This window comes from Paraburkholderia sp. CNPSo 3076, from assembly GCF_026343935.1.
Lineage (GTDB): Bacteria > Pseudomonadota > Gammaproteobacteria > Burkholderiales > Burkholderiaceae > Paraburkholderia > Paraburkholderia nodosa.
In genome coordinates, this window is record NZ_JAPMAL010000004.1 from 186,578 (window position 1) to 211,007 (window position 24,430).

Genomic DNA, 24,430 nt, shown 5'->3' on the forward strand with positions numbered 1-24,430 from the left:
GCCTTTAACTGCGTTAGCAACGATTGGGGGATCAGACGTATGTTTTCCGACGAAAGCTTGCTCGTCGCGCACGCTTGGGCTGGCTGGTTATTTGGCATCCTAAGCGGTTGAGGCATTGTAGGATGTCATGTTTACGCCTTGATTAACCTGAGGATTAAGTGACATCCCCAATGGCAGTCATCGCTCGCGCGACTAGCCGAACGGCCTGAGCTGAGAATGCGGCACGTCGATGCGCAGGTTTTCCATCAGCACCGTTTCGATCGGCTCATGTGACTCGCCCTCGCTCACGACCTTGATGGGCAGCCCATGGCTCAACTCGAACCACAACTCATAGCGGAACACGCCGGTCACGAAGTGTCCGGGCCGGCACGTCACGATCACATGCGCCGCCTGGTGCGTGCCGATGGTCTCGGCGCCGACGACCTGGGTGTCCCCATGCGCCTGGAGCGCACGGACATTGACTAGCAGCGCGCCGAGATCGGACTCGTCGACGCGATGACCCTGCGGGCTCTGAATCATGTGATTGTCTGGGCTCAGCGTGAGCCGCGGAAACGTGTCGATACCGAACGGCCAGAGCTTGACCTTCCCCGATTCCGGGCTGAAGGTGAGCGTGGCGCCGCCATGTGGCCGGATGAAGTCCATCCGAATGAAGCCGGGCTTTCGGTAGCCATAGAGCACCTCGACCGTTTCGGCTCCCGCCGATGTCGATTTCAACGTGACCTCGTAGTTTGCGAGCGCATCGAAGCGTGCCTGCGCGACGGCCACGAAATCCCGGTCTGGGAGCGTCATGGCTCCCTCCTATACTCGAACGTGGAAGACAGGTAATTCTGGAGCACGGCTTTGCACCATGCAATGCACAGTTAGCCGTATCGCCAACAAGGAGGAAGCGAACGATGGCGGAATTCCGTCTGACCACCTTGTGGTGCATCGAGGCGCCGGTGCAGCCGGTATGGGACGCGATTCACGATTCGCCGAACTGGCCGAGGTGGTGGAAGAACGTCGAAGCGGTACGCGAGTTGCGGGCGGGCGAGACCGACGGGCTGGGCGCGGTGCATCGTTACACGTGGAAAGGCGTGCTGCCTTATCGCGTGATCATCGATGTGCGCGTCACGCGCGTCGCGCCGCTCATCGCCCTCGAGGGCGAGGCCAGCGGCACGCTGGAGGGCGTGGGGCGCTGGCATTTCGCAGCCGACGGCAGCCGCACGGTGGTGCGCTACGATTGGCACGTCAGGACGGCCAGTGCGTGGATGAGCGCGCTCGCGCTCGCGCCCCTCGCACGGCTGGTATTCCGCTGGAATCACGATTCGATCATGCGCGAAGGCGGCCTGGCGCTTGCGCGCCTGCTCGATGCACGTTTGATCGACTACAGCGGCGAACCTCGATAAGTGCAACAATCGAATTCGTCAGTGCGCTTGCACACGCTTTCTGGAAGATTTCTGCGAGACGGAGGTGTTATGAATGGTCCCCACCGCTTACTTGCCGTGCATGGGAGGCAACATGACTGAGATCGAGAAGGAGCCCGTCGTCGCCGTGCTGAACAAGATCCTCGAATCCGAGCTGGCGGGCGTGGTGCGGTACACGCACTATTCGTTCCTGGTGTTCGGATTCGGCCGCATTCCAATCGTCTCCTGGCTGCGGCAGCAGGCGGACGAGTCGCTCTTGCATGCGCAGCAGGCTGGCGAATGGATCACGACGCTCGGCGCGTATCCGTCGCTCGCCATCGGTCCGCTGCTCGATTCCCATACCTTCGATATCGGGGCCATTCTGCGCGAATCGCTCGAGGCCGAACAGATCGCGCTCGGCCTCTACCACGAGCTGCTTTCGCTCGTGGAAGACCGCTCGGTTGCGCTCGAGGAGTACGCGCGCCAGATGATCCAGGTCGAGGAACTGCACGCGGGCGAAGTCGACAAGATGCTGCGCCGTCCGGGCTCGACCGCGACGACGCCGCAGCAGGACATGGGGCCCGCCTGACAGGCGCTGCGTTTCGCTCGACATGATGCTGACGCTCGCCAACGTATCGAAGCACTATGACGGCACCACGCCGCGCAACGTGCTGCGCGGCGTGAATCTCGAACTGCGCTCAGGTGAATGCGTCGCGATCATGGGCGAATCGGGCGCCGGAAAATCGACGCTGCTCAATCTCGCGGCCGGTCTCGACCGGCCGGACGCGGGACACATCGTCTTCGACGGACACGACCTCGGCACGCTCGACGACGACGCGGCCACCCTGCAGCGCCGCCAGAAAATGGGCTTCGTGTTCCAGGCGTTCCATGTGCTGCCGAACCTGTCGGCGGCGCAGAACATCGCGCTGCCGCTGCTCCTGAACGGCATGCGGGCGAAAGACGTGCCGGCGCGCGTGTCGTCTGTGCTGCACGCCGTCGGGCTCGGGGGGCGCGAGCGCGCGCTGCCGCGTGAATTGTCGGGCGGCGAGTTGCAGCGTGTGGCGATCGCGCGTGCGCTCGTGCATCAGCCGCGTCTCGTGCTGGCCGACGAGCCCACCGGCAATCTCGATCACGACACGGCGATGCGCATCCTCGGACTGCTGCGCGAACTGGCGCAAACGAACGGCGCGGGCGTGCTGCTCGCGACGCACTCGGCGGCCGTGTCGGCTGCCGCCGACCGCGTGCTGCGGCTCACGCCCGCCGGGCTCGAGCCGTACGCGCCCGGCGCAGGCGGCGCGTAGGCGATGCGCTGGTTCGGCGCCGTGGGTTCGTCGCGCGACGCTGCTGCATCGCGCGCGTCGCGTTGCCTGGGCAATCGCCTGCCCGCTGGCGGCGTCGGCGCGGCGCTCATTGCCGGTGAAATGCGCGCGCATCCGCTGCGCACGCTGATCGGCATTCTCGCGATCGCGGCGGGCGTCGCGATGGGCTACGCCGTGCAGTTGATCAATCGCGCGGCGCTTAACGAGCTGTCGGCCACCGTCAACTCGCTGATGGGCAACGCCGATATCGAATTGCGCGGCCCGCGCGCGGGCTTCGATGAAGCGCTGTACCCGCGCGTTGCCCGCATGCCCGAGGTCGCCGCGGCAAGCCCCGTGGTCGAGGTCGATGCGCGCGTGGCGGGACGGGACGAGTCGTTGAAGCTGCTCGGCGTCGATGTGTTTCGCGCTGGGTATGTCACGCCGAATCTCGTCGGACGCGTGGAGCTGGCCGATCGCACGAACGGCACGCATGGCACGAACGGTACGAAGGCCACCACGCTCGATCTGCTCGACCCCGACACCGTATTTCTCTCGCCGGCCGCGCTGAGCTGGCTGGCGCTCAAGCCCGGCGATTCGCTCACGGTGCAGGTCGGGCTCGCTTCGGTCGCGCTGCGCGTCGCGGGCGTGTTGCCCGCATCGGGCGATGCGGTGCGCGTCGGCGTGATGGACATCGGCGCCGCGCAATGGCGCTTGCAGCGGCTCGGCACGCTCGGGCGCATCGATATCAAGCTCAAGCCTGGCGTCGATGCCGAAGTGTTCGCGAAGTCGCTCGCGCCGCGCTTGCCCGCGGGTGTCGCCGCCGTCACGCCGGGCGCCAACGCGCAGCGCACCTCGATGCTCTCGCGTGCGTATCGCGCGAATCTCAACGTGCTCGCGCTCGTCGCGCTGTTCACGGGGGCGTTCCTCGTCTTCACGATGCAGGCGCTCGCCGTGCTGCGGCGCCGTGCGCAGTTTGCGCTGTTGCGCGCGATCGGCGTGACGCAGCGTGGCGTGCTGTGGCTCGTCGTCTCCGAGGGCGCCATTCTCGGCGTGCTCGGTGCGGCAGCGGGTCTTGCCGTCGGCTTCGCGCTCGCGGCCGCCGTGCTCCGCTATGCGGGCGGCGATCTGGGCGGCGGCTATTTCGAAGGGGTGCAGCCGCGCGTGCATTTCGATGCGATGCCCGCGGCGATCTTCTTTGCGCTGGGGCTGGCCGCGTCGGTGCTCGGCAGTCTCGCGCCGGCGCTCGAAGCCGCGAGGGCGCGACCCGCGCGGGCGCTGAAGGCGGGCGACGAGGAAGCGCCGGCCGCCCGGCTGCGTACGAAACGCACGGTCACGGCGGCGCTGCTCGCCATCGCCGCCGGGCTTTTAACCGCGCTATTGCCGCCCGTGGTTGGCTTGCCGGTGTTCGGCTATCTTTCCATCGCGCTGTTGTTGCTGGGCGGCGTGCTGGCGATGCCGGCGCTCGCGCGCGCCGTGTTCGCCGTGCTGCCGCGCTCGAATCATGCCTTGCCGCAGCTCGTGCTGGCGCAGCTCGCCAACGCCCCCGGCCGCGCGACGATTGGGCTCGCGGGCATCGTCACGAGCTTCAGCCTGATGACGGCGATGGCGATCATGGTCTCGAGCTTTCGCGTAGCGGTCGACGACTGGCTGCAGTTGCTGCTGCCCGCGCCGCTCTATCTGCGCGCTTCTCCGGGCGGCGACAGTGCATTCCTGTCGCCGGGCGATCAGGCAGTCATCGCCGCCACGCCCGGTATTGCGCGCGCCGAATTTCTTCGCGCGACGCAAATCTCGCTCAATGCTGGCCTGCCGCCCGTGAGCCTGCTCGCGCGGCCCATCGATGCGCGTAACCCCGCCGCGCGCCTGCCGCTGACGACGGCGCCCCGTGTGCCGCAAGCCGGCGAGCCGCCGCCAGTGTGGATCAGCGAGGCGGCCGCCGATCTGTACGGGATGCACACAGGCCAGCGCATCACGCTGCCGCTGGCGGGACAGCGCTTGCCGTTCACGGTGGCCGGCATCTGGCGCGACTATGCACGCCAGTTCGGGGCCATCGTGATCGACGCGAGCGACTACCGCCGGCTGACTCGCGACACGCGCGTGAGCGACGCCGCCTTGTGGCTCGATCCGGGCGTAGCGCCGTCGCAGGCGATCGCACGCTTGCGCGAGAGCGTGCACGGCGGGCAGCGCCTCGAGTTCGCGCAGCCCGGCGAGATCCGCGCGGCGAGCCTGCGGATCTTCGACCGCAGCTTCGCCGTGACGTATCTGCTGGAAGCGGTGGCGGTGATCATCGGCCTGTTCGGCGTCGGCGCGAGCTTTGGGTCGCAAGCGCTCGCCCGCACGCGCGAGTTCGGCATGTTGCGGCATATCGGCGTGACGCGCCGCCAGATCGCGATCATGCTCGCGATGGAGGGCGCGCTCGTTGCGCTGCTCGGCGTGCTTGCCGGCTTGACGCTGGGCCTGAGTCTCGCGATGGTGCTCGTGCATGTCGTCAACCCGCAGTCGTTTCACTGGACGATGAGCGTGCACATGCCGTGGGGCTTGCTGGCCGCGCTGGCTTCGGCGGTCGTCGTGGCCGCCGCGCTCACGGCGCTCCTGAGTTCACGCGCCGCGATGTCGGTCGATGCCGTGCGCGCCGTGCGCGACGACTGGTGACGCCATGAGACGGCGCACGTTTCTGCACAGGTTCCTGTCATGGCCGCTCGCCGCGCTGCCGCCAGGCGCTGCGTGGGCGCGAATGCCGGACTATCCCGCGGTGACGAGCGGACAGCCGCTCGTATTCCCGCGCGACTATGGCGCGCATTCGAGCTATCGCACCGAATGGTGGTACGTGACGGGCTGGCTGCAAACGGATGCCGACGGGGCCGCGGCTACCGATGCATCGCTGGGCTTCGAAGCGACCTTCTTCCGCTCGCGCCCCGCGCTCGACGACGCGAACCCGAGCCGCTTCGCGCCGGATCAACTGCTGTTCGCCAACGTGGCGCTCAGCGATCCGCATGCGGGCAGCCTGCAGCACGATCAGCGCATCGCGCGCCGCGGCTTTGGTCTCGCCGATGCGAGCGAGACGGACACGGCGGTACATATCGAAGACTGGTCGCTCGAGCGCAACGCGGACGGCCGCTACCGCCTGAACGTCGCCACGCCCGGCTTTGCGTTCGCCTTCACGTTGGCGCCGACGCAGCCGGTGCTCGTCAACGGCGCAGGCGGGTATAGCCGCAAAGGTCCGCTGCCGGACGAAGCGAGCTACTACTACAGCGTACCGTGGCTGCAAGTCGACGGTGTGCTCAAGCGCAGTGATGATTCGAACAGGAACGCCGCGCACGTGCGAGGGCAGGCGTGGCTCGATCACGAATGGTCGTCGGCGCCGCTCGCCCAGGATGCGGTCGGCTGGGACTGGATCGGCATCAACTTCGATGACGGCGGCGCGCTGATGGCCTTGCAGATTCGCGACAAGGCCGGCCGCAAGTTCTGGGCAGGCGGCACGCTGCGCGCCGCCGATGGCAGCACACATACGCTATCGCCCGATAGCATTCGCTTCACGCCGCTGCGCCAGTGGCGTTCGCCGCATACCGGCGCACAGTATCCGGTGGCGATGCGTGTCGACGCGCAGGACGTACATCTGACGCTGGTGCCGCTCATGGACGATCAGGAGTTCGACAGCCGTGCGACCACCGGCGCGGTGTACTGGGAGGGCGCGGTGACGGCGTTTCCCGCGGACGCGGCGAGCACCGGCACGGCAAACACCGCCGCGAAACCCGCAGGAAAACCGCTAGGACGCGGCTATCTCGAACTCACGGGCTATGTTCATCGGCTCGAGCTTTAGAGCGATCAACCGCTATCAGCCCAGCTCGAACGACGTCACCCCGAACACGCGATCGATCGCAATCGCGGGCGCGCTTTTCGTGTACATGCGCGCGGTTTCGAACACGCTCGTCATACCGTGCCGCTGTGCCAGCGCGACGGCCGCAGGGTTCGTTTCCGGCACGTCGAGCACGATGACCTCGCCGGGCATGCTCGCCGCCAGCGCGCGAAAGAGGCCTGTGGCAACGTCCGTATCGTCGGCGAAGAGCGGGCCGATCTTGCAGCCCGCCTCGCAGCGGCGCACAACGCCATATCCGGCGACACGGCCCGCGTCGACGGTAGCGAGCGCAACGGCATCCGGCTGCGCGATCCAGGTGCGGAGGAAACGCTCGCGCGCCGCGGGAAAACAGGCGCGATCGTAGGCAAGCAACTGCTCGAACGGCACGTCTGCGGCTGGCGCCACGCACGCGCACCCGATGCCGCTCACGCGCCCCTGATAGCGAATGTTGCGGTACGCGAGCCGGAACCCGGACTTCCCGTAGTTCGCCTGTTGGGCGACGACTCCATCGAGACCGATGTTACGGTCTCCCAGGTAGCGCGTGCCGTGCTGCCAGATGCGCATGCCGAAGCCCTTGCCGCGAAATCCGGGTTTCACGATGTAGAGACCGATGAAGCCAAAGCTGTCGTCGTAGGCGGCGGCGCAGAGGCACGCGACCGGCTCGCCGCGCCAAACGCCGACGAAGAAACCGTCCGGGTCCGCTTCCCGGAAGCAGCGCGGGTCGTGCCACCCGGGGTTCCAGCCCTCTGCGGCTGCCCATTCGACCGACAGGGCCACCTCGTCGGCCGACATGATGCGTACGATGAAGTCGCCAGACTGATTCATGAAATTGGGGCTACGGTGCTTGTTGCGGTGGTCACAGCGTGATGCGCCCAAACCAGAAACCAGTAAAGCACGCCGGCACCGTTATGGCAAACGGACTGCCAGCGCCGGTATGCCTGCCCAGGCTAGTCATGCAATGCGCAACGTCGTGTCGATGCGCGTGCCGCGCTTGATGAAAAGCGTAACTGGCGTCTTTTCGCAGATTTCGGCAAGGCGCGCGCGCTGCGCTTCCTCAAGCGGTCCGTCGACTGCAACGCCGCGGCGGATGTACTGGGTCCCGTCGTGATCCGCATGCAGGCTGACCTCGACGGCGATCGCGGCGGCTGGCCAGGTCTTGCGCTGCATGTACATGCGCAGCGTGGCGGCCGTGCACGCGGCGAGCCCGGACAGCACGAACGTGAATGGCGCGGGGCCGCGATCCTGGCCGCCTTCGTGCGGGCCTTCGTCGCCGGTCAGCGAGTGGTGGCCAGCCTCGATGGCGACGACGTAGTTGGGCGCATCGGCGGCAAGGCTGGCAGTGGCGGTAGCGAGCGGCATGGACAACTCCTCGAAAGTGATGCGATCTCGCGCGCGAGATCATTAGCGAAGCGGCGGCGCGTAGCTTACTCGATCGGCTTCCACGGCCAGCCCGTCCTCATCGCAGATGACTGTGATGTTCCGCCGTTCTCGTCGTCACGATCGTTCAACCGTGTTGAGACGTGGGCCGTCTCGTCGAGCTCGAGTCCGAACCAGCTGACCTTCTGCCTGACGTAGGCGGCGTACGATGCCCAACCTTGCGGATCGTCCCCGAAGAGTTCGCGCTGCACCGTCGAGGCAAGCTCGATGCGATCGAGTTCCGTCTCCAATAGCGCCCTGGGCCAGCTCGCGTAGGCACTGGCGGCCCGTTCAAGAAAATCTCTCGCACGCATGCGAGGCGACATCTGCTGCAGAAAGGGCAACGCCTGCAACGAAGGCTCGCGCGCCGCAAGATGCGCAACAGGCGAAAAGGGTTGAGTCGCGCCGACGTTGCGCATCGCCTCCAGAACCTCTCCAAGGTGCAGCAAAAGTTCGCGTCGGTCGAATCGGTCGTCCACGATATGTTCCAGGTCGTATTCCCCGGCGCTGGTGCGCGGCCGCGTGCCAGGGAAAGGATTATGAGGGTAGCACCGGTGCGTTTCGGCAAGCCATCGGCTTGCCCGCACGGGAAGTTTACCGACTCCTCGTGCACAGAACGTTGCGAGTTGTATCAGGGAACATTGAGCCTGTCCCTCAAAGCGATCGGGCTCACAGGAGGTTGCCGCCGACGCCAAACCGAACCTGTTGCCGGCAAGTCGATGCGCCTGGCGACAAACTCGACCGTGTAATCCCGCGCAGGTCAGTGCTTGTGGACCTTCTCCAGTCCCTCGGCGGGTTGCACCGCGTGCTCACCGTTTTTCTCGCTTTCGACCTCGTAATATGGGTCATCCTTCGACGCGGCGACAGTGTGTCCTTCCAGTTCCGTATCCCTGATGATCCGGCGGACGACCGTGCCTGTCGCCATGCCTTCCGGGGTGTTCCACGTGACGCGATCGCCTGTTTTGAGTCGATGGGACATGATTGTGCGCTCCGGTGGTTGAATCCCCTCCGGAGTCGCATTCTTCGTTCCTGCGGCGGGGGCCCGGCGAGCTACCTCGACGGACGAAAAAAAACGCCAACCCGCATGGGTTGGCGTTTTGCCTTGGGGCTGACGAGTATCAGAACTGATTCATCGTGTTGTCTTTACCCGCCGCTTTCAGCGCCGCTTCGCCGCTGAAATACTCCTTGTGGTCGTCGCCGATGTCCGAGCCGGACATGTTCTGGTGCTTGACGCAGGCGATGCCCTGACGGATCTCCTTGCGCTGCACGCCAGCCACGTAACCCAGCATGCCCTGGTCGCCGAAGTATTCGCGGGCCAGGTTGTCGGTCGACAGTGCGGCGGTGTGGTAGGTCGGCAGCGTGATCAGGTGGTGGAAGATACCGGCGTCGCGCGACGCGTCGGCCTGGAAGGTGCGGATCTTTTCGTCGGCGGCCTTCGCCAGTTCGGTCTCGTCGTACTCCACGCTCATCAGCTGGGCGCGCTCGTAGGCCGACACATCCTTGCCTGCGGCCTTCATCGCGTCGTATGCCTGCTGGCGGAAGTTCAACGTCCAGTTGAACGACGGGCTGTTGTTGTACACCAGCTTGGCATTCGGGATGACCTTGCGAATCTCGTTGACCATGCCGGCGATCTGGGCGATATGCGGCTTTTCGGTTTCGATCCACAGCAGGTCGGCACCGTTTTGCAGCGAGGTGATGCAATCGAGGACGCAGCGTGCTTCGCCCGTGCCGGCGCGGAACTGGAACAGGTTGCTCGGCAGGCGCTTCGGACGCAGCAGCTTGCCGTCGCGCTTGATGACGACGTCACCATTGCCCAGTGCGTCGGCCGAAATTTCGTCGCAATCGAGGAAGGAATTGTATTGGTCGCCCAGGTCGCCCGGCGTGCTGGTCACGGCGATCTGCTTGGTCAGGCCGGCGCCCAGCGAGTCGGTACGGCACACGATGACGCCGTCGTCCACGCCCAGTTCCAGGAAGGCGTAGCGGATGGCGCGGACCTTGGCCAGGAAGTCCTCGTGCGGCACGGTGACCTTGCCGTCCTGGTGGCCGCACTGCTTCTCGTCGGACACCTGGTTTTCGATCTGGATGCAGCATGCGCCGGCTTCGATGAACTGCTTGGCCAGCAGGTAGGTGGCTTCCGCGTTGCCGAAACCCGCGTCGATGTCGGCGATGATCGGCACGACGTGGGTGACGTGGTTGTCGATCTTTTCCTGGATGGCGGCCTTGGCCGGGCCAACAGCTGCGTCCAGCTGGCGGAACAGGCCGCCCAGTTCTCGGGCGTCGGCCTGGCGCAGGAAGGTGTACAGCTCGCGGATCAGCGCGCTGACGGAGGTCTTCTCGTGCATCGACTGGTCCGGCAGCGGGCCGAACTCGGAGCGCAGCGCGGCCACCATCCAGCCGGACAGGTAAAGGTAGCGGCGCTCGGTGCTGTTGAAGTGCTTCTTGATTGAGATCATCTTCTGCTGGCCAATGAAGCCGTGCCAGCAGCCCAGCGACTGCGTGTACTTCGACGGATCGGCATCGTAGGCGGCCATGTCGGCGCGCATGATCTTCGCCGTGTACTTCGCGATGTCCAGGCCCGTCCTGAACTTGTTCTGGGCCCGCATGCGTGCGGCAGATTCGGGATTGATGGCATTCCAGGCGCTGCCTTGTTTCTCCTTCAAACCAGCCACTGCCTTGATGTCGTCTTGATATTGAGCCATGTGTATCTCCTAAGTCTCCGAAGAGCAAAGCGCGATTGAATGAATGGTTCAGCGTGCCGCCGCGTATGTCGAAGCGCACTGCATGGCTCAATTGTAGGGTCTTCCTGATGCGTCGCAGCAAAGTCTTATATAAGACATATGACTTATTTATTCGTTATTTATCAATGAGATAGATAACAATTTTTGTGCTGTAGAACATGTTTTCATAAATCGGAACGGCACCGCTTCGGGAATTCAAGATGCATTTCACGATGTGAAGTGCTCTTTCGGTTGCCGGAGGCAGGCGAGCGCGGATGGCTCGAGCAACGATAGGCGGGATTTTTAGACGTCCGTTTTGACGAACAGACGTCTCAGCGCGTAATCAGACACACCGTCGATGCGGCCTGAACGGAATCGTCAACCGTCACTCTTCGTGGACGGGTGAGCGCGGGCTGGCGCGCGTCAATGCTTCAGATAGCGATGCGCCAAGGCTTCGTACAGCGGCGGCGCGAACAGCTTCGATACCTGGCTCGACACGAGCGCCGTCGCCATCAACGAGATCACGAGCGCGTGCCCGTCGATCATTTCGATGACGATGACGAACGCCGTGATCGGGCTCTGCGTGACGGCGGCCAGATAGCCGACCATGCCGAGCGCGATCAGCATCGGCAATTGCATCTGCCCGAACACCATGTGCAGTGCATTGCCGATCCCGGCACCGATCGCCAGCGAAGGCGCAAAGAGGCCGCCCGGCGTGCCCGGCAGATACGAGCCCACCATCGAGGCCATTTTCAGCACGGGATAAGCCGCGCCGAGCTGCGAGTGGCCTTCGAGCATGCCGCGCGCTTCCGCATAGCCGCTGCCGAACAGGTGGCCGCCGCTCGCCACGCCGATCACGGCGATGAACAAACCGCATAGCGCGCCGAACGCTACAGGACGGTCCTTTCGCAGAGTGAACAAGCGGGCGGGCATCCATCGTTCGGTATTGAGCAGCAGCCAGCAGAACACGCCGCCCGCGACGCCGGTGATCACGCCGACGAGAATGACGGCGACCGCCAGCAGATCGGGCATATGACTGCCGATGGCGATGGTGCCGAAATACACATAGTTGCCTTGCAGCGCGAGTGAGACGACGCCCGCAAAGATGATGGCCGTGATGATCACGCCGCTGGTTTTCGCCTCGAAGCTGCGCGTGAGTTCCTCGATGGCGAAGACCACGCCCGCGAGCGGCGCATTGAACGCGGCGGAAAGGCCCGCGGCGGCGCCCGCGAGGGCAAGCTTGTATTCGAGGCCGACGCCGTACATGCTGCGCAGCCGCGCCGGGTAGAAACGCCGCAGGCTGTACATCAGCGCGGCGCCCACGTGGATAGTCGGCCCTTCGCGGCCAATCGTGAATCCGCCGAGGATCGCGAGGAACGACAGGGCGATCTTGCCGATCAGGATGCGCAGCGTGAGCAGGCGCGGGCCGAGTCTGCGCACGTCGTGCAGTGTCGCGATGACCTGCGGGATGCCGCTGCCCTCCGAACCCGGAAACCAGCGGCGCGTGGACCAGACGCTGAACGCGGCGATCGCCGGCGTGATGACGAGCGGCAACCACCAGTTGTGGGCGGTCATCTGCACAAAGACGTCGAAGCCGAAGTCGATGAGCCGCGCGTAGATGACCGCGACGAGCCCTGTCGCGATGGCGCCAAGCCAGAACACGCCGAAATAGCGCCAGCGCCGATGGCTTCGCACAATCGTGCGCCGATCAAAAATGTTCGCAAATCGCATGGGTGGCCGGAGAAAATGGCATTTAAGGCACATTGTGACATAAATTGCCTTTTTCACCGCGCCAGGCTAGCAGGCCCGCTCCGGGAAGGGCTAGCTGCCGGCCTCATCGAACACCCAGCCGAACGCGCCATAGACCGCCTTGTGCTCGGCCGCGAGGTCGAGCAGGAACATCTCGCCTTTGGGTGTGAGATGGACCTGCACCTGGCGACGGTCGGCGGGATCGGGTTTGCGCGTCACGAGCCCGGCCGACTCGCAGCGCGAGACGAGCGCCGCAGTGCCGTTCGGCGCCGCCTGCAACCGCTCCGCGAGTTCGCCGACGGTTGCCCAGTGGCGGTCGGGAAAGCCGCATACGTGCAGCAGCAACTGGTACTGGAGCGTCGTGATACCCGCGGCGTTGGCGATCTCTTCGGAAGCCCGCAGAAACTTGCGCAGGTCATACCGGAACGCCGACATCGCCTCGAGCTCGCGCTTGCCTGGCAGCGCGCGTCTGGTTGATTTGACTGAATTCATATGCTGTTCCTGATCCGTTGCCGGTCGTGCTGGGTGCCTTGCAGGGCAAACGGGTTGCGGCGGGCAATGGGATGGTGGCGGCAGACTGGCCGTCGGGAGGTTACCACGCACGTGCTTTCGGCCATCGGTCACGCACGGTGTCAGCTCGCCGGCAGCGATTGCTGCAGGCTGATGAGATTCTGGGGAATCACGCGGATGAGCCCCCCACGAGGACGGTCGATGTCCGCAATGAGCGATAGAGAGAGCAATACCGTAATGGGCAGCACGAACAGCAACACGCGCCGCGGGGTTACGCCGCGATGACCATGGTTCCGGCGAGCGCCTCGGTCCTGACCGTCGAATACAAAATGAATCTCGTGGCGCCCGCCGATGGCGAGAAATTGATAGCACGTGGGCAAGTGGTTCGGCCAGGACGTACGCTGATCGTCACCCAGGCGGAGGTCTTTGCGGTGAAAGGGGGTAAGGAAGTGTTCTGCGCCCTCATGCAGCAGACAATCATGGTCATGCATGGCAAGGCGGAAAAATAGCCTTTCCCACATTGACGGCCGCAGGCGAACCGGCGTGTTGACGCTCGAGTGGGACCGGATCGCGGAGGCGCAAGGTGGCAGTGCGACCCGTTGACGACCGCACTCGGCTCGACGCTGGTGACGAACTACGTCGTCTTCATAGCCGCCGCATCCGGTCCGCTCAGATAGTGATCGCGGAATCGTTCGTCTACCCGCTCCCACATCAGTGCCGAAAACAACAGCGCTGCCTTGAGCGGCCGATGGTTGATGACGACCGAATCCGTTTCGCCATTCTGGTTCAGATGCGCGACGACCACGGTTTCGATCGGTTCTCCCTGGATCTGCGATCGATAGGACTCCATGTAGAGGCTGTCGCCGATTTTCCCCTTGTAGCTGTGATGCTGGAACTCATAGAGAGAAACGGCATGCCTGATCACGGAAAGGATATCTGCGCGGCCCTCTATCGGACGCTTCAGGACGGTCGCTTCCAGCGTCGCATTTTCTGCCAGTCTCGCCAGCCAAAGCGGCGGCGCGTTTTCGGGCGCCAATACAGGCGCAGTGTCGTTGAATTTCATGTCGGACGTTCCTTGGGTTTCAGGCAGGCGCCGGGAGTCGCGTCCCGGCGCCGTACAGACGGCTCGCACGTTATTGCTGACGCAGCGGCCGCAAGCCCGCTCGCACCTCTTGTGCGAACAGTTGCGGCTGTTCCCACGCCGCAAAGTGGCCGCCCTTGTCGGGCCGGTTGTAATAGATGAGGTCGTGATAGGCGCGCTCGGTCCAACTGCGCGGCGCCTGATAGTTCTCGCGCGGGAAGACGCTCACTGCGGCCGGCACCGATACGTCGGCAGCCGCGGTAAAGTTGAAATGCGACTCCCAGTAGAAGCGCGCGGCTGAGATTCCCGTGTTCGTAAGCCAATAGAGCGTGATGTCGTCGAGTACGTCGTCGCGCGTCATCGCGCCCGCCGATTCTCCGTTGACGTCGCGCCCGTACACGGCCGATGTGAGCGCCGCAGCCGGCTGGATATAGCCGTCGCCGTGATCGAGGAGCCAGCTGGCCAGCGCGATCGGCGAATCCGAGAGCCCATAGAGCGTTTGCGGGCGCGTGCCCTGTTCGAGCGCGTAGGCGCGTCGCGATTTGGCTGCGCTCGCGAGCTGCTCGTAGGCGTGCTTTTCGTCGTCGCTGAGATTGGCTGGCGGCGGCGAGCCGGCTTGCAGCGCCTTGACGATTTCGGGCGGGACAGTCGCCGGGAAATTCACGTGAATGCCGAGCAGTTCCGGCGGCGCCTGCTTGGCCATCACGTTGGCGACGACACCGCCCAGGTCGCCGCCTTGTGCCGCAAACTTGTCGTAGCCAAGGCGCTTCATCAGCACGACCCACGCGCGCGCAGTCCGCTCGGGACCCCAGCCTACCTCGGTCGGCCGGCCCGAGAAGCCATAGCCCGGCAGCGATGGAATCACCAGGTGAAAGGCGTCGGAAGCGCTCGCGCCGTAAGCGGTGGGATTGGTCAGCGGGTCGATGATCTTGAATTGTTCGATGACCGAGCCCGGCCAGCCGTGCGTGACGATGAGCGGCATGGCATTCTCGTGCTTCGAGCGCACATGAATGAAGTGGATATCGAGTCCGTCGATTTCGGTCATGTAATTCGGCAGTGAGTTCAGTTTCGCCTCGCAGCGGCGCCAGTCGTAATCGGTCGACCAGTGGCGTGCGACCTCCTGCATCATGGCGAGCGGCACGCCCTGCGACTCGTCGTTCACGGTCTCCTTGTCGGGCCAGCGCGTGGCCTTGATGCGGCGGCGCAGATCCACGAGTTGCGCTTCGGGCACATGCACGCGCAGCGGGCGAATCGCGGTCTTGTCGCCGTTCGGTGCGGATTTGACTTCCGTGATGCCTTGCAGGGTTTGCGAGAACGCCAGCTGGCTCAGCGAAGCTGCCGCCACGGCGGCCGCGGTCGCGCCCATGAAGCGGCGGCGCGATGGCAATGGGATGAGAAGATCGTCAGACATAGTTACTCCGTTTTTCTGGTATTGGCGGCAGAGCGTACGTGGACGCTTCGCAATACCAGGCGTAGTCGTGCTGGCGCGCGCATGCACTGCGGTTGCGCATCGCTCGCCAACGGGATTCGAGCCGGATGTCCCGGCCCGCAAACGCGCGTCGCATCAAGCCGATGCGGCGCTGCTCGCAAACGCCGCGGCGTGGCGCGTCACGAATTCGCGCATGCCGATCGGCGCCTGGCCCGTGAGCTTGCGCAGGTCGTCGGTCATGCGGTCGTAGCGGCCTTGCGCGTGCAGTTCCGCCATGACCGCGAGATGCTTGACGATGTGCGCGGAGAGGCCCAGTTCGCCCAGCTTCGCAGCCCATGCCTCGACGGGCACGTCGCGGTAGCGAATCGTGCGACCCAGCACCTCGGAGAAGAGGCGCGCATAGTGCTCCATATCGCAGGATTCGAGGCCCGTGAGGTGGTAGACCTGGCCAATATGCGGCGCCGGATTGTCGAGGATCTCCGCGACGGCACGCGCGACGTCGAGCGACGAGATCGGCGAGGTCCGGCCTTTGCCGAGCGGCAGGACGAGTTCGTCGTGCTTGCGCACGCCCTCAGCGGCGAGAAGCAGGAAGAAGCTCTCCAGAAAGACCGTGGGCCGCACGGTGACGACGGGCAGGCCAGACCAGGCGAGCGCCTGCTCGGCGAGCCAGTGCTGCTTTTGTTGCCCGCTGTCGGTGGTTTCGGTGATGCTCATCTGCGAGACGGTCATCTGCGACATGTTCACGAACGCTTCGATGCCGTGATGGCGCGCAACCGCCGCGGTGTTGATCGTCGCTTCGAGGTAAGCGGGCGACACTGACATGCCGAAGTAGACGCGCGAGACGCCTTCCATGGCGCGATGCATCGAATCGAGATCGGTCAGATCGCCGAGCACGACCTGTGCGCCGAGACGGCGCAGCTCGTCGGCGCGTGCATCCTCGCGGCGCACCAGCGCGCGCACGCGATGGCCCTTCGCAAGCAGGTTTTCGGTGATGCTGCGGCCGACGGCGCCGATTGCGCCTGCTGCGCCCGTGACGAGAATCGGACGGTCATGCTGGATTTGAGTGGTCATTTCGCTTACCTGCTTCGTAACACTAAGTAGTGTATATGCACATTTAAAGAAGAAAATAGTCGGAGCGGCAGTGCGCGCTCAGGCAACGATCGTGCGTGGCTCCTCGCCTTCGTTTCCGGTCGCCGCAGCGGCGTGCTGCACACGTTCGTGAACGTTCGCCGTCGGCGTGCGGTCGATCTGCAGGCTGAGCAGCTCCGGGCGGTTGTAGTGGCCGGCCGCGTCCATCAGCATCTTGCGACGGTCGATCAGCGAGAAGTCGAGGTCGGCGATGACTTCGCCTTCGCCCTCGCGCAGCGGTTCGCCGATCAGCGAGCCGTCCGGCGCGACGATCGTGGTGAAGCAGCCGCCCGAGATCGGCCCGATCGCGCAGCCCGTGTCCTTCACGATCTGTGCCTGCTGGTCGGCGTCGAGCCACGCGGTCGCGTTCACGACGAAAGCGCCGGATTCGAGCGCGTGCTGGCGGATATTGATTTCCATGCGTTGCGCGAAGCCTTCGCCGAAGGCCGAGCCCGGATACATGGCCGAATGGATCTGCTCGCCATCGGCGATCATCGCGTAGCGTGCAAGCGGGTTGTTGTGCTCGAAGCAGGCGAGCTGGCCAATGCGGCCCACCTTGCTGTCCACGGCGCGCAGGCCCGAGCCGTCGCCCTGGCCCCAGATCATGCGCTCGAAATGCGTGGGCGTGATCTTGCGGCGGCGCTGGATCAGCGTGCCGTCGGCGTCGAAGAGCAATTGCGTGTTGTAGAGGGTGCCGCCGTCGCGCTCGTTGACGCCGATGGAGACGACCATGCCCGCTTGCCGTGCGGCCTCGCCGATTGCATCCGTGGCGGGCGAGGGCACCGTCACGGACTGCTCGAGCAGGCGCAGATGCTCGGTGCCCGCGAGCAACTGCATGGGCGTTTGCACCGCGGAAAAGTACGGGTAATACGGCACCACGGTTTCGGGGAACGTGGCGAACTGCACGCCCTTGCGGCCGAGTTCGAGAATCTTCTGCACGACCTTGGCGACAGTTGCCTCGCGGCTGTAGAGCACGGGGCTGATCTGGACGGCGGCGGCTTTGACGACTTTCATTGCAGGCTCCTGATGGTGTTGCATATGCAACATTGACGATGAAAAAAATTCAGACGGTGGCTGACGGCAGATCCGCCGCGATGTTCATGAGCGCGCTCGCGCCCTCCAGGCCCAGCACGCTGGCGGCGCGCTGTTGCGCGGTGGACCACGCCGGCCCGGCGGTGTGAAGCAGCGCGCGGCCCGCTTGCGTGACCGAGAGCGCACGGCTGCGGCCGTCGCCCCCGGGCTGGCCATCGGCGACCCAACCGTGCGCGATGAGCGGCTGCAGATTGCGCGTGAGCGTCGTGCGGTCGTGATGGTTCTTGCGGCCGAGCGCGGCGCGGCTCATCGGGCCGAACTCCGCGACGAGCACGAGCAGCGAAAGCTGGGATGAGCTGATGCCGAGCGGGCGCAGCGCCTCGTCGTAAAGGGCGGTCAGCACGCGTGCGATCTGCCGGGTGCGCGTCAGCAGGCAGTGGCGGGCGATCTGTGCGCTCACGCTGCCCGATGATTCAGTGCTGTGCGGAACGGTTTCGATGCAGGACATGCTTCGCGACTCCAGGGTTCGTGCGGGGCGGTTTGCCCGGTTGACGTATTGAAGCGTGCTGATGTATCCCGCACGTGTCGGGCGGCCCGGCTTTGTGTATGTGCGTGTTTCCACGCGGCGGCCCGATACATGGCGATACAAACCCGATGCGGGGCAGCCACGCAGCCGCCGTATGTAAGAGCGCTCACCTATACTGCCCGTGGCCCGCCGTTGCGCACGGCGTAAAACGGAGAGACGAAAATGGCCGAAAAAATCGATACGAGCCGCCGCGGTTTGCTGGGGACCGGCGCGCTCATGCTCGCCGCGGCGCAGCTTGGCGCGTCGCGCGCGGCGAACGCGCAGACTGCCGCCCCGAAGGCCGCGCCGCTGCCGCCCGTCAAGCCGGGCAGTCACACGTCCTTCGCGTCGCTCAAGCAGATCAATGCGGGGCTGCTCAATGTCGGCTACGCCGAAGACGGTCCGGCCGACGGCCCCCCCGTGATCCTGCTGCATGGCTGGCCCTACGACATTCATAGCTTCGTCGATGTCACGCCACTGCTCGCATCGCGCGGCTATCGCGTGATCGTTCCGTACCTGCGCGGCTACGGCTCGACGCACTTTCTTTCCGCCAACACGATGCGCAACGGCCAGCCAACCGCCGTCGCAACCGATATCGTCGCGCTCATGGACGCACTCAATATTCGTCAGCCGATTCTCGCGGGCTTCGACTGGGGTGCGCGTACGGCCGACATCATCGCGGTGCTCTGGCCGCAGCGCTGCAAGGCGCTGGTTTCGGTGAGCGGTTACATCATTAGCAGTCCAAAGGCCGGCATGGTGCCGCTGCCGCCCGATGCCGAATACCTGTGGTGGTATCAGTTCTACTTCGCGACGGACCGGGGCCGCGCCGGCTACCAGAAGTACACCCACGATTTCACGAAGCTGATCTGGCGGAATGCCTCGCCGAAATGGCAGTTCGACGACGCTACGTTCGATCGCAGCGCAGCGGCCTTCGAAAACCCCGATCACGTGGACATTTCGATCCACAACTATCGCTGGCGTCTGGGCCTCGCGCCGGGCGAAGCGAAGTACGACGAATACGAGGCGCGGCTCGTACCGGGGCCGACGATCGGCGTGCCGACGATCACACTCGAAGGCGATGCGAACGGCGCGCCACACGCGCCGCCCAGCGCGTATGTGAGCAAGTTCACGGGGAAATACGAGCACCGCGTCATTACGGGCGGCATCGGCCATAACCTGCCGCAGGAAGCGCCGCAGGCGTTCGCGCAGGCCGTAGTCGACGTGGATCGTCTCTAGCCGGGCACCCGCAACATTCAGACGATTTGCGCAGGCGCGCCGGCCCGAACGGCGCGCGGCGATTTTGCGGACTTTGTATCGTTGTGTATCCATCGCGCCAAAGGACAAGGAGGCTTGCAAAAGCCGGGAGTCGCAGAAACAAGCAGGATACGTTGAGGGTTTCAAATACGTCCATGCCAGTCGGCGGTGTCGCAAAGCAGACTCGAGGCGACTGGATGCACGTGCCACGCAACCGTGGTCTGACCCAATACTTTGCTTGCAGGTGGATCCCATGAAACTCATCAAGTCGCTGGTCGTTGCCGCTATCGTCGCCGTTCCGGTTGTTTCTTTCGCGCAATCCAGCGAGCCGCTCACGCGTGCACAGGTTCGCGCGGAACTCGTGCAACTGGAGAAGGCCGGCTACAACCCTACCGCCGACTATGTGAACTATCCGCAGGAAATTCAGGCCGCCGAGGCACGCGTGAGCGCGCAGAACGGCGCGATCGCTTCGGGGTTCGGCGGCGTGGCGGACGGTTCGTCGGCGCCAGGCGCGGGTGCGGCTACGGTTTCGTCCCGGCAGGACACGCCCGGGCTCGGTCCGATCTACGCGCATTAACGATGTATGTCGCCATTACTCGTCGGGGTGCCCCGTGGATGCCGCGTCGAGCGCTGCCGCGAGCGTGGTACGCGCTTTTTCGCGGCGTCGGCGCGCGAGTCGCGCCGCGCCCACGCCGCGTTCGGTCTCGCCTTCGAGCAGGGCATGAATGTCGGGCAATGTCCAGATGCTGCCGCGGCTGCCCCACGTGCCGTCCGGAATCTCGGTCGGGAAAACCCATACGCGCGGCGCGACGTCTTCGAGCGGACGGTTCTCGGCGCGTGCCACGGCCTCGGTCACGGCCCTGACGAGCGCTTTGCGGGAAGCATCGGTGTACTGACCTTCCGGCGCCGAGGGAACGATGCGGTAGCGCGGCAGCGCCGAGCGTTCCCCGGCGACGTATACGGCGGCCGGTCGACGCAGATAGAGCACGGTCACGCCCTGCGCGATCCGGTTGCCGGGATCGTAGCCTTCCGCGCGGATCAGAATGTTGGTGAGTTCCTTGACGAGGCGGGCTTCCGCTTCGGGTGTCAGGGCATCTTCGGGCCATAGGGCGTCGATCATGGGCATGGCGCTACTCCTTCAATCAGGTGTTGGGACGGAACAAATCATGCGGCTTTACGGCCTGACGAGGAAGTGGCAAGATCGCCATTATTGAAGGCATATCGGACACGCCAATGATCACGATCCGCATCTGGGTTTACGACGGCATTCTGGCCTCCGGCGTGGCCGGCCCCATCGACGTTTTCAATGCCGCCAATCAGCTGGGGGCGCGCGGGGGCCATGACGCGCGGCGTTTCGCGTGGCGCGTCGAATCTCTCGACGGGCAGCCGGTGAGGGCGGCGTCGGGCCAGAGCATCGCGGTGGACGGCAAGATCGACGGACGCAAAGGCGCGCACGCCATCCTGCTGACGGCGCCGTTTTTCTCCGACATGGAAGCCTTCATCGGCCGCCGCGAGCAGATCGAAAAGCTCTCGAGGGCGCTGCGCTGCCAGCACAAGGCAGGTGCCGTGCTGGCGGCCTACTGCACAGGCAATTACCTGCTTGCCGAAGCAGGCCTGCTAGACGGACGGGTCGCCACCACGCACTGGGCGAAGGCGGCCGACTTCGCACGACGTTATCCGGCCGTCGAGCTTCGCGCACGCGAGGTCCTGACCGGGCAGGACCGCATTATTTCCAGCGGCGCGGTCACGTCATATCTCAATCTCGCGATACGGCTCGTGGCAATGCTCGCCGACGAAAAGCTTGCCGCCGTGACGGCGAGATCCTTGCTGATCGACGTCAATCGCATTGATCAGGCATCCTATGCGACGCTGGTCGACGAGCACGGTCACACGGATCCCCTCATTGCCCGGGCGCAGCAGCGCATGGAAGCGACGATTGCCGAAGGGTTCCGCTTAAGCGAGCTTGCCACGTGGCTCGCCGTGAGCGAGCGGACGCTGAACCGCCGCTTCAAGCAGGCCACGGGCCTCCCGCCGCTCGAATATCTGCAGAATCTTCGCATCGAAGTGGCGAAACAGTTACTGGAAACCCGGCCCATCGCGCTCGAAAGCCTCAGCGACCGGGTAGGTTACGCCGATCCCGGTTCGTTTCGCGTGCTGTTCAAGCGCAAAACGGGTCTCTCGCCACGCGAGTATCAGGTGCGTTTCTCGCGCACATCCGCCCATCCGGAAAGCTAGAGTGGCGGGAACAAGGAGCCTTCGCAGCAGTAGCGACAGCCGGACTGCTGCAGAGGCTCCTGGGCTTGCGCGCTATTCGGCGTCCGCCTTCATTTCACGCAGATGCTTGTAGACCGTCGCGCGCCCCATGCCCAGCACCTTCGCCACATAGTTGGCGGAACTCTTGCCCTTGAACGCACCTTCGGCGTGTAACGCCTCGACCAGTTCGCGCCGGTGTTCGCGCGTGAGCGAGTTGAGCGCGATCTGCCTCTCGCGCAGCCAGCCGTGCAGAAAGGTGTTGATGCGCTCCTGCCAGTCATCCCTGAACAGCTCCTCGGGCTGCGCAATCACGCCTGCGCCGCGCAGGAAGAGGTTGAGCGTGGCCTGCATGTCGTCGAACGCGGCGATGTTGAAGTTGATACACATGACACCCGCTGCGTGCCCTTCGTCGTCGAACAGCGCCGTGCTCACGCAACGCATGCGGCGCCCGTCCCAGTTCACCTTCTCGTAGGGGCCGAGCAGCTTGTTACGCGTGGTTTCCTCGACGTCTTCGAGCGCGGCGTCGTCGCCGATCTCGCGCTTCGAGAGATTGTTCGAGAGATACGCTACGGTCTGGTCCGACAGGTCGTGAATCACGACCTCCGCGAACGGGAAGAACAGCGTGGTGATGCTATCCGCCACGTGCGCGTAGCGCGCGAGCAGCAGGTCGCGCGCGGTCTTCGGGCTGGCGATTTTTTTCACGCGGGTTTTCTCGTTTTCTCGTTTCGGCATCGAACTGGGACCGGGTTGCGGCAGCAAGGATGTCGATGATACTGCGATCGCTCGACGCCGCGCATCAACGGGCGTGACGCAGATGCTCATACAACGCGTTCGCGACGGCGATGTCTTCGAGACCAAGGCCGATCGAGCGGAAGAAGGCATGGCGCGCGTAAGCCGGTCGCGGGCATGCGCCGTTGACGAGTTCCGCGAGATCGCCTGCGATCGCATCGGGCGACCAGCCGTGCTCGCGCGCGGCCAGCACCATTTCGCCCGCGCTTGGCGGCGTGGTGTGGCGATAGTCGCAGTAGACGTCGAGCGAGGACAGCGCGGCCGGATCGATTTCATGCGCGTGCGCGACGTTCGTGCTGATCGAGGTGACGAGCGCGGGTTTCGTGAGCGTGTCCAGCGCGAGCACGGGTTTGCCCGACGAGGTGCACAGCATCACCACGTCGGCGTCGTGCACGCAGGCTTCGGGCGTCTGTGCCACGCTTGCCCGTGCGTCAAGCGCGCGCAGTTCGGCCTGGCGCTGTGCGTCGCCGGCGAGCTTCGGCGAAAACACGCGAATGCTCTCCCACGCGCGAAGCGGCGCGACGTGACGAAGATGCGCCAGCGCGCCCGCGCCCGAGCCGATCACGGCAAGGCGCTTCGCCTCGCGCGGCGCGAGCTGGTCGACGGCGAGCGCCGTGGTGCCGGCGGTGCGCTCGGTGGTGAGCAGCGCAGAGTCGCACCACATGAGCGGCTGGCCCGTTTTCATCGACATCAGCGCGGTCCATGCCGTGATGATGGGCGGCTGGCCCTCGGCGCCCACGATGTACGGCGAGAGTTTCGCGCCGAACACGCCCGCTTCGGCGAGCACGCCGAGATAGGTGATGAAGTCGCCGGCCTGCTTCGGAAACAGCGTCAGGGTTTGCGGCGGCTGCACGGCATCGCCGCGGCCGAGCGAGGTGAAGAGGCGGGCCAGTTCGCCTCGCACGTCGAGGCTGGGCAGGGCGGCGCGCACCTGGGCGGCGTCGACGACGAGCGGCGCGGCGATGGCTTGGGACATCTCGTTCATGTTGGGGCTCCAGAGTCGCGATGTAGACATTTTTGTCCATTCTAGACTTTATTTTTATTTTTCGTCTATATTCCTCCTGCGGCCGCGGCCCTCGTGAAAGGGCGCCGCACGAAAGCGCAACACACTTGAACAGACACTTATTACGAATTGGGTGACGACGATGAACAGGAAGATGATTCGCTTTGCGGCTGCGGCCAGCCTCGCGTGCCTGGCGGGCATGACGGCGGGCGCGGCGCACGCGCAGGACCCGAAAACGCTGCGCTTCGGGGTGGAGGCGTCCTATCCGCCGTTCGAGAGCAAGACGCCTTCGGGCGATCTGCAAGGCTTCGACATCGATATCGGCAACGCGGTGTGCCAGAAACTCCAGATGAAGTGCGTATGGGTGGAGAACAGCTTTGACGGCCTGATCGCCGCGCTCGAGGCTCGCAAGTTCGACGTCATCAACTCGGCCATGAACATCACCGAGAAGCGGCGTCAGCAGATCGCCTTCACGCCCGCCATTTACGTGATGCCGATCCAGATGGTCGCGAAGCGCGCCTCGGGCCTGCAGCCCACGGCCGCGAGCCTGAAGGGCAAGTCGATTGGCGTGCTGCAAGGCTCGACGCAGGAAGACTATGTGCGCAAGCACTGGGGCACGCAGGGCGTGAACGTCGTCACCTACGAGAACCAGGACCAGATTTTCGCGGACCTCGCGGCCGGGCGCCTGGACGGCGCGGTGCAGGAAGTGCAGACCGCCACCGACGGCTTCCTCTCGAAACCGCAGGGCAAGGGCTTCGAATTCGCGGGCGCGCCGCTCAAGGACCCGGCCACGCTCGGCGAAGGCACGGGCTTCGGCATGCGCAAGGACGACGCGGCGCTCAAGGCCAGGGTGGTGGCCGCAATCGATTCGCTGCGCCAGGACGGTACGCTCACGAAGCTGTCGATGAAGTACTTCGGCCGCGATATCGTCGCGAAGTGATGTCGATGACTTCGGACTCCAGAGCAGCTTC

General features: G+C 64.8%; 26 protein-coding genes. 10 read left to right on the forward strand and 16 right to left on the reverse strand.

Features of this window, described 5'->3' with window-relative positions; genetic code table 11:
• Nucleotides 1-192: 192 nt before the first annotated feature.
• Nucleotides 193-789 carry a DUF1571 domain-containing protein gene (locus M3A49_RS06680; protein WP_266227992.1) on the reverse strand — a complete coding sequence of 199 codons (597 nt, stop codon included), beginning with the start codon at nt 787-789 and terminating at the stop codon, nt 193-195.
• A 104-nt stretch (nt 790-893) separates the two neighbouring features.
• On the opposite strand from M3A49_RS06680, the gene M3A49_RS06685 reads away from it, so the two are divergent.
• The 5 genes from M3A49_RS06685 to M3A49_RS06705 all read left to right on the forward strand — a co-directional run bounded on the left by M3A49_RS06685 (nt 894) and on the right by M3A49_RS06705 (nt 6,497).
• A complete protein-coding gene (locus M3A49_RS06685) occupies nt 894-1,385 on the forward strand; it encodes an SRPBCC family protein (protein ID WP_266227993.1) in 492 nt (163 codons plus the stop codon).
• A gap of 112 nt (nt 1,386-1,497) precedes the next feature.
• Nucleotides 1,498-1,971: a ferritin-like domain-containing protein gene (locus M3A49_RS06690; protein ID WP_266227994.1), complete on the forward strand. Its 474-nt coding sequence runs from the start codon at nt 1,498-1,500 to the stop codon at nt 1,969-1,971.
• Nucleotides 1,972-1,996: 25 nt separating this feature from the next.
• Nucleotides 1,997-2,683, forward strand: a complete 687-nt coding sequence (locus M3A49_RS06695; protein ID WP_266228075.1) for an ABC transporter ATP-binding protein — start codon at nt 1,997-1,999, stop codon at nt 2,681-2,683.
• A gap of 3 nt (nt 2,684-2,686) precedes the next feature.
• Nucleotides 2,687-5,329 carry an FtsX-like permease family protein gene (locus tag M3A49_RS06700; protein WP_266227995.1) on the forward strand — a complete coding sequence of 881 codons (2,643 nt, stop codon included), beginning with the start codon at nt 2,687-2,689 and terminating at the stop codon, nt 5,327-5,329.
• 4 nt (nt 5,330-5,333) lie between these two features.
• Complete coding sequence (locus M3A49_RS06705; protein ID WP_266227996.1) at nt 5,334-6,497, forward strand: lipocalin-like domain-containing protein; 1,164 nt, start codon at nt 5,334-5,336, stop codon at nt 6,495-6,497.
• Nucleotides 6,498-6,512: 15 nt separating this feature from the next.
• On the opposite strand, the gene M3A49_RS06710 is transcribed toward M3A49_RS06705, so the two are convergent.
• The 7 genes from M3A49_RS06710 to M3A49_RS06740 form a co-directional block, all read right to left on the reverse strand.
• Entirely contained in the window at nt 6,513-7,358 is an 846-nt protein-coding gene (locus tag M3A49_RS06710) for a GNAT family N-acetyltransferase (RefSeq protein WP_266227998.1), read from the reverse strand.
• 126 nt (nt 7,359-7,484) lie between these two features.
• Nucleotides 7,485-7,892, reverse strand: coding sequence for an OsmC family protein (locus M3A49_RS06715; RefSeq protein WP_266227999.1), 408 nt, complete (start codon nt 7,890-7,892; stop codon nt 7,485-7,487).
• A gap of 65 nt (nt 7,893-7,957) precedes the next feature.
• A complete protein-coding gene (locus M3A49_RS06720; protein ID WP_266228000.1) occupies nt 7,958-8,428 on the reverse strand; it encodes a hypothetical protein in 471 nt (156 codons plus the stop codon).
• A 281-nt stretch (nt 8,429-8,709) separates the two neighbouring features.
• Nucleotides 8,710-8,928 (reverse strand): DUF2945 domain-containing protein, encoded by a 219-nt coding sequence (locus M3A49_RS06725; protein ID WP_028204606.1) that lies wholly within the window; start codon nt 8,926-8,928, stop codon nt 8,710-8,712.
• Between the two features lie 139 nt (nt 8,929-9,067).
• Complete coding sequence (locus M3A49_RS06730; RefSeq protein ID WP_266228001.1) at nt 9,068-10,648, reverse strand: isocitrate lyase; 1,581 nt, start codon at nt 10,646-10,648, stop codon at nt 9,068-9,070.
• A gap of 441 nt (nt 10,649-11,089) precedes the next feature.
• Nucleotides 11,090-12,397, reverse strand: a complete 1,308-nt coding sequence (locus tag M3A49_RS06735; RefSeq protein WP_266228002.1) for a chloride channel protein — start codon at nt 12,395-12,397, stop codon at nt 11,090-11,092.
• Between the two features lie 90 nt (nt 12,398-12,487).
• Nucleotides 12,488-12,907, reverse strand: a complete 420-nt coding sequence (locus tag M3A49_RS06740; RefSeq protein WP_254354547.1) for a MarR family winged helix-turn-helix transcriptional regulator — start codon at nt 12,905-12,907, stop codon at nt 12,488-12,490.
• Between the two features lie 299 nt (nt 12,908-13,206).
• Between M3A49_RS06740 and M3A49_RS06745 the strand changes: the two genes are divergently transcribed.
• Nucleotides 13,207-13,434 carry a PaaI family thioesterase gene (locus M3A49_RS06745; RefSeq protein ID WP_266228003.1) on the forward strand — a complete coding sequence of 76 codons (228 nt, stop codon included), beginning with the start codon at nt 13,207-13,209 and terminating at the stop codon, nt 13,432-13,434.
• A gap of 125 nt (nt 13,435-13,559) precedes the next feature.
• Here M3A49_RS06745 and M3A49_RS06750 read toward each other — a convergent pair whose 3' ends face one another.
• The 5 genes from M3A49_RS06750 to M3A49_RS06770 all read right to left on the reverse strand — a co-directional run bounded on the left by M3A49_RS06750 (nt 13,560) and on the right by M3A49_RS06770 (nt 18,103).
• Nucleotides 13,560-13,988 (reverse strand): hypothetical protein, encoded by a 429-nt coding sequence (locus M3A49_RS06750; RefSeq protein ID WP_254354545.1) that lies wholly within the window; start codon nt 13,986-13,988, stop codon nt 13,560-13,562.
• Between the two features lie 70 nt (nt 13,989-14,058).
• Complete coding sequence (locus tag M3A49_RS06755) at nt 14,059-15,417, reverse strand: epoxide hydrolase family protein (RefSeq protein ID WP_266228004.1); 1,359 nt, start codon at nt 15,415-15,417, stop codon at nt 14,059-14,061.
• A 153-nt stretch (nt 15,418-15,570) separates the two neighbouring features.
• Entirely contained in the window at nt 15,571-16,506 is a 936-nt protein-coding gene (locus M3A49_RS06760) for an NAD(P)H-binding protein (RefSeq protein WP_266228005.1), read from the reverse strand.
• 78 nt (nt 16,507-16,584) lie between these two features.
• Nucleotides 16,585-17,577, reverse strand: coding sequence for a carbon-nitrogen hydrolase family protein (locus tag M3A49_RS06765; protein ID WP_266228006.1), 993 nt, complete (start codon nt 17,575-17,577; stop codon nt 16,585-16,587).
• A 49-nt stretch (nt 17,578-17,626) separates the two neighbouring features.
• Nucleotides 17,627-18,103 carry a MarR family winged helix-turn-helix transcriptional regulator gene (locus M3A49_RS06770; RefSeq protein ID WP_266228007.1) on the reverse strand — a complete coding sequence of 159 codons (477 nt, stop codon included), beginning with the start codon at nt 18,101-18,103 and terminating at the stop codon, nt 17,627-17,629.
• Between the two features lie 240 nt (nt 18,104-18,343).
• Here M3A49_RS06770 and M3A49_RS06775 point away from each other — a divergent pair, with 240 nt between their 5' ends.
• Both M3A49_RS06775 and M3A49_RS06780 read left to right on the forward strand, forming a co-directional pair.
• Nucleotides 18,344-19,396, forward strand: a complete 1,053-nt coding sequence (locus M3A49_RS06775; protein ID WP_266228008.1) for an alpha/beta fold hydrolase — start codon at nt 18,344-18,346, stop codon at nt 19,394-19,396.
• 271 nt (nt 19,397-19,667) lie between these two features.
• Complete coding sequence (locus M3A49_RS06780) at nt 19,668-19,991, forward strand: DUF4148 domain-containing protein (RefSeq protein ID WP_266228009.1); 324 nt, start codon at nt 19,668-19,670, stop codon at nt 19,989-19,991.
• A 15-nt stretch (nt 19,992-20,006) separates the two neighbouring features.
• Here the strand turns inward: M3A49_RS06780 and M3A49_RS06785 are convergent, their stop codons facing one another.
• Nucleotides 20,007-20,540, reverse strand: a complete 534-nt coding sequence (locus M3A49_RS06785; RefSeq protein ID WP_266228010.1) for a tautomerase family protein — start codon at nt 20,538-20,540, stop codon at nt 20,007-20,009.
• A 107-nt stretch (nt 20,541-20,647) separates the two neighbouring features.
• Between M3A49_RS06785 and M3A49_RS06790 the strand changes: the two genes are divergently transcribed.
• Nucleotides 20,648-21,649 (forward strand): GlxA family transcriptional regulator, encoded by a 1,002-nt coding sequence (locus tag M3A49_RS06790; protein ID WP_266228011.1) that lies wholly within the window; start codon nt 20,648-20,650, stop codon nt 21,647-21,649.
• Between the two features lie 72 nt (nt 21,650-21,721).
• Here the strand turns inward: M3A49_RS06790 and M3A49_RS06795 are convergent, their stop codons facing one another.
• Nucleotides 21,722-22,369, reverse strand: a complete 648-nt coding sequence (locus tag M3A49_RS06795; protein ID WP_254354540.1) for a helix-turn-helix transcriptional regulator — start codon at nt 22,367-22,369, stop codon at nt 21,722-21,724.
• Between the two features lie 94 nt (nt 22,370-22,463).
• Nucleotides 22,464-23,432, reverse strand: a complete 969-nt coding sequence (locus M3A49_RS06800; RefSeq protein ID WP_266228076.1) for an ornithine cyclodeaminase family protein — start codon at nt 23,430-23,432, stop codon at nt 22,464-22,466.
• Nucleotides 23,433-23,601: 169 nt separating this feature from the next.
• On the opposite strand from M3A49_RS06800, the gene M3A49_RS06805 reads away from it, so the two are divergent.
• Nucleotides 23,602-24,399 (forward strand): ABC transporter substrate-binding protein, encoded by a 798-nt coding sequence (locus tag M3A49_RS06805; protein ID WP_266228012.1) that lies wholly within the window; start codon nt 23,602-23,604, stop codon nt 24,397-24,399.
• Nucleotides 24,400-24,430 lie beyond the last annotated feature (31 nt).

What these genes read in the sequence shown, in the direction of transcription:
- M3A49_RS06765 (WP_266228006.1), bottom strand. Translation starts at nt 17,577, where the DNA reads ATGAAAGTCGTCAAAGCCGCCGCCGTCCAGATCAGCCCCGTGCTCTAC.
- M3A49_RS06755 (WP_266228004.1), bottom strand. Translation starts at nt 15,417, where the DNA reads ATGTCTGACGATCTTCTCATCCCATTGCCATCGCGCCGCCGCTTCATG.
- M3A49_RS06715 (WP_266227999.1), bottom strand. Translation starts at nt 7,892, where the DNA reads ATGCCGCTCGCTACCGCCACTGCCAGCCTTGCCGCCGATGCGCCCAAC.
- M3A49_RS06785 (WP_266228010.1), bottom strand. Translation starts at nt 20,540, where the DNA reads ATGCCCATGATCGACGCCCTATGGCCCGAAGATGCCCTGACACCCGAA.
- M3A49_RS06770 (WP_266228007.1), bottom strand. Translation starts at nt 18,103, where the DNA reads ATGTCCTGCATCGAAACCGTTCCGCACAGCACTGAATCATCGGGCAGC.
- M3A49_RS06730 (WP_266228001.1), bottom strand. Translation starts at nt 10,648, where the DNA reads ATGGCTCAATATCAAGACGACATCAAGGCAGTGGCTGGTTTGAAGGAG.
- M3A49_RS06695 (WP_266228075.1), top strand. Translation starts at nt 1,997, where the DNA reads ATGCTGACGCTCGCCAACGTATCGAAGCACTATGACGGCACCACGCCG.
- M3A49_RS06790 (WP_266228011.1), top strand. Translation starts at nt 20,648, where the DNA reads ATGATCACGATCCGCATCTGGGTTTACGACGGCATTCTGGCCTCCGGC.
- M3A49_RS06680 (WP_266227992.1), bottom strand. Translation starts at nt 789, where the DNA reads ATGACGCTCCCAGACCGGGATTTCGTGGCCGTCGCGCAGGCACGCTTC.
- M3A49_RS06805 (WP_266228012.1), top strand. Translation starts at nt 23,602, where the DNA reads ATGAACAGGAAGATGATTCGCTTTGCGGCTGCGGCCAGCCTCGCGTGC.
- M3A49_RS06740 (WP_254354547.1), bottom strand. Translation starts at nt 12,907, where the DNA reads ATGAATTCAGTCAAATCAACCAGACGCGCGCTGCCAGGCAAGCGCGAG.
- M3A49_RS06685 (WP_266227993.1), top strand. Translation starts at nt 894, where the DNA reads ATGGCGGAATTCCGTCTGACCACCTTGTGGTGCATCGAGGCGCCGGTG.
- M3A49_RS06745 (WP_266228003.1), top strand. Translation starts at nt 13,207, where the DNA reads ATGACCATGGTTCCGGCGAGCGCCTCGGTCCTGACCGTCGAATACAAA.
- M3A49_RS06690 (WP_266227994.1), top strand. Translation starts at nt 1,498, where the DNA reads ATGACTGAGATCGAGAAGGAGCCCGTCGTCGCCGTGCTGAACAAGATC.
- M3A49_RS06800 (WP_266228076.1), bottom strand. Translation starts at nt 23,432, where the DNA reads ATGTCCCAAGCCATCGCCGCGCCGCTCGTCGTCGACGCCGCCCAGGTG.
- M3A49_RS06735 (WP_266228002.1), bottom strand. Translation starts at nt 12,397, where the DNA reads ATGCGATTTGCGAACATTTTTGATCGGCGCACGATTGTGCGAAGCCAT.
- M3A49_RS06775 (WP_266228008.1), top strand. Translation starts at nt 18,344, where the DNA reads ATGGCCGAAAAAATCGATACGAGCCGCCGCGGTTTGCTGGGGACCGGC.
- M3A49_RS06710 (WP_266227998.1), bottom strand. Translation starts at nt 7,358, where the DNA reads ATGAATCAGTCTGGCGACTTCATCGTACGCATCATGTCGGCCGACGAG.
- M3A49_RS06760 (WP_266228005.1), bottom strand. Translation starts at nt 16,506, where the DNA reads ATGACCACTCAAATCCAGCATGACCGTCCGATTCTCGTCACGGGCGCA.
- M3A49_RS06705 (WP_266227996.1), top strand. Translation starts at nt 5,334, where the DNA reads ATGAGACGGCGCACGTTTCTGCACAGGTTCCTGTCATGGCCGCTCGCC.
- M3A49_RS06725 (WP_028204606.1), bottom strand. Translation starts at nt 8,928, where the DNA reads ATGTCCCATCGACTCAAAACAGGCGATCGCGTCACGTGGAACACCCCG.
- M3A49_RS06750 (WP_254354545.1), bottom strand. Translation starts at nt 13,988, where the DNA reads ATGAAATTCAACGACACTGCGCCTGTATTGGCGCCCGAAAACGCGCCG.
- M3A49_RS06700 (WP_266227995.1), top strand. Translation starts at nt 2,687, where the DNA reads ATGCGCTGGTTCGGCGCCGTGGGTTCGTCGCGCGACGCTGCTGCATCG.
- M3A49_RS06780 (WP_266228009.1), top strand. Translation starts at nt 19,668, where the DNA reads ATGAAACTCATCAAGTCGCTGGTCGTTGCCGCTATCGTCGCCGTTCCG.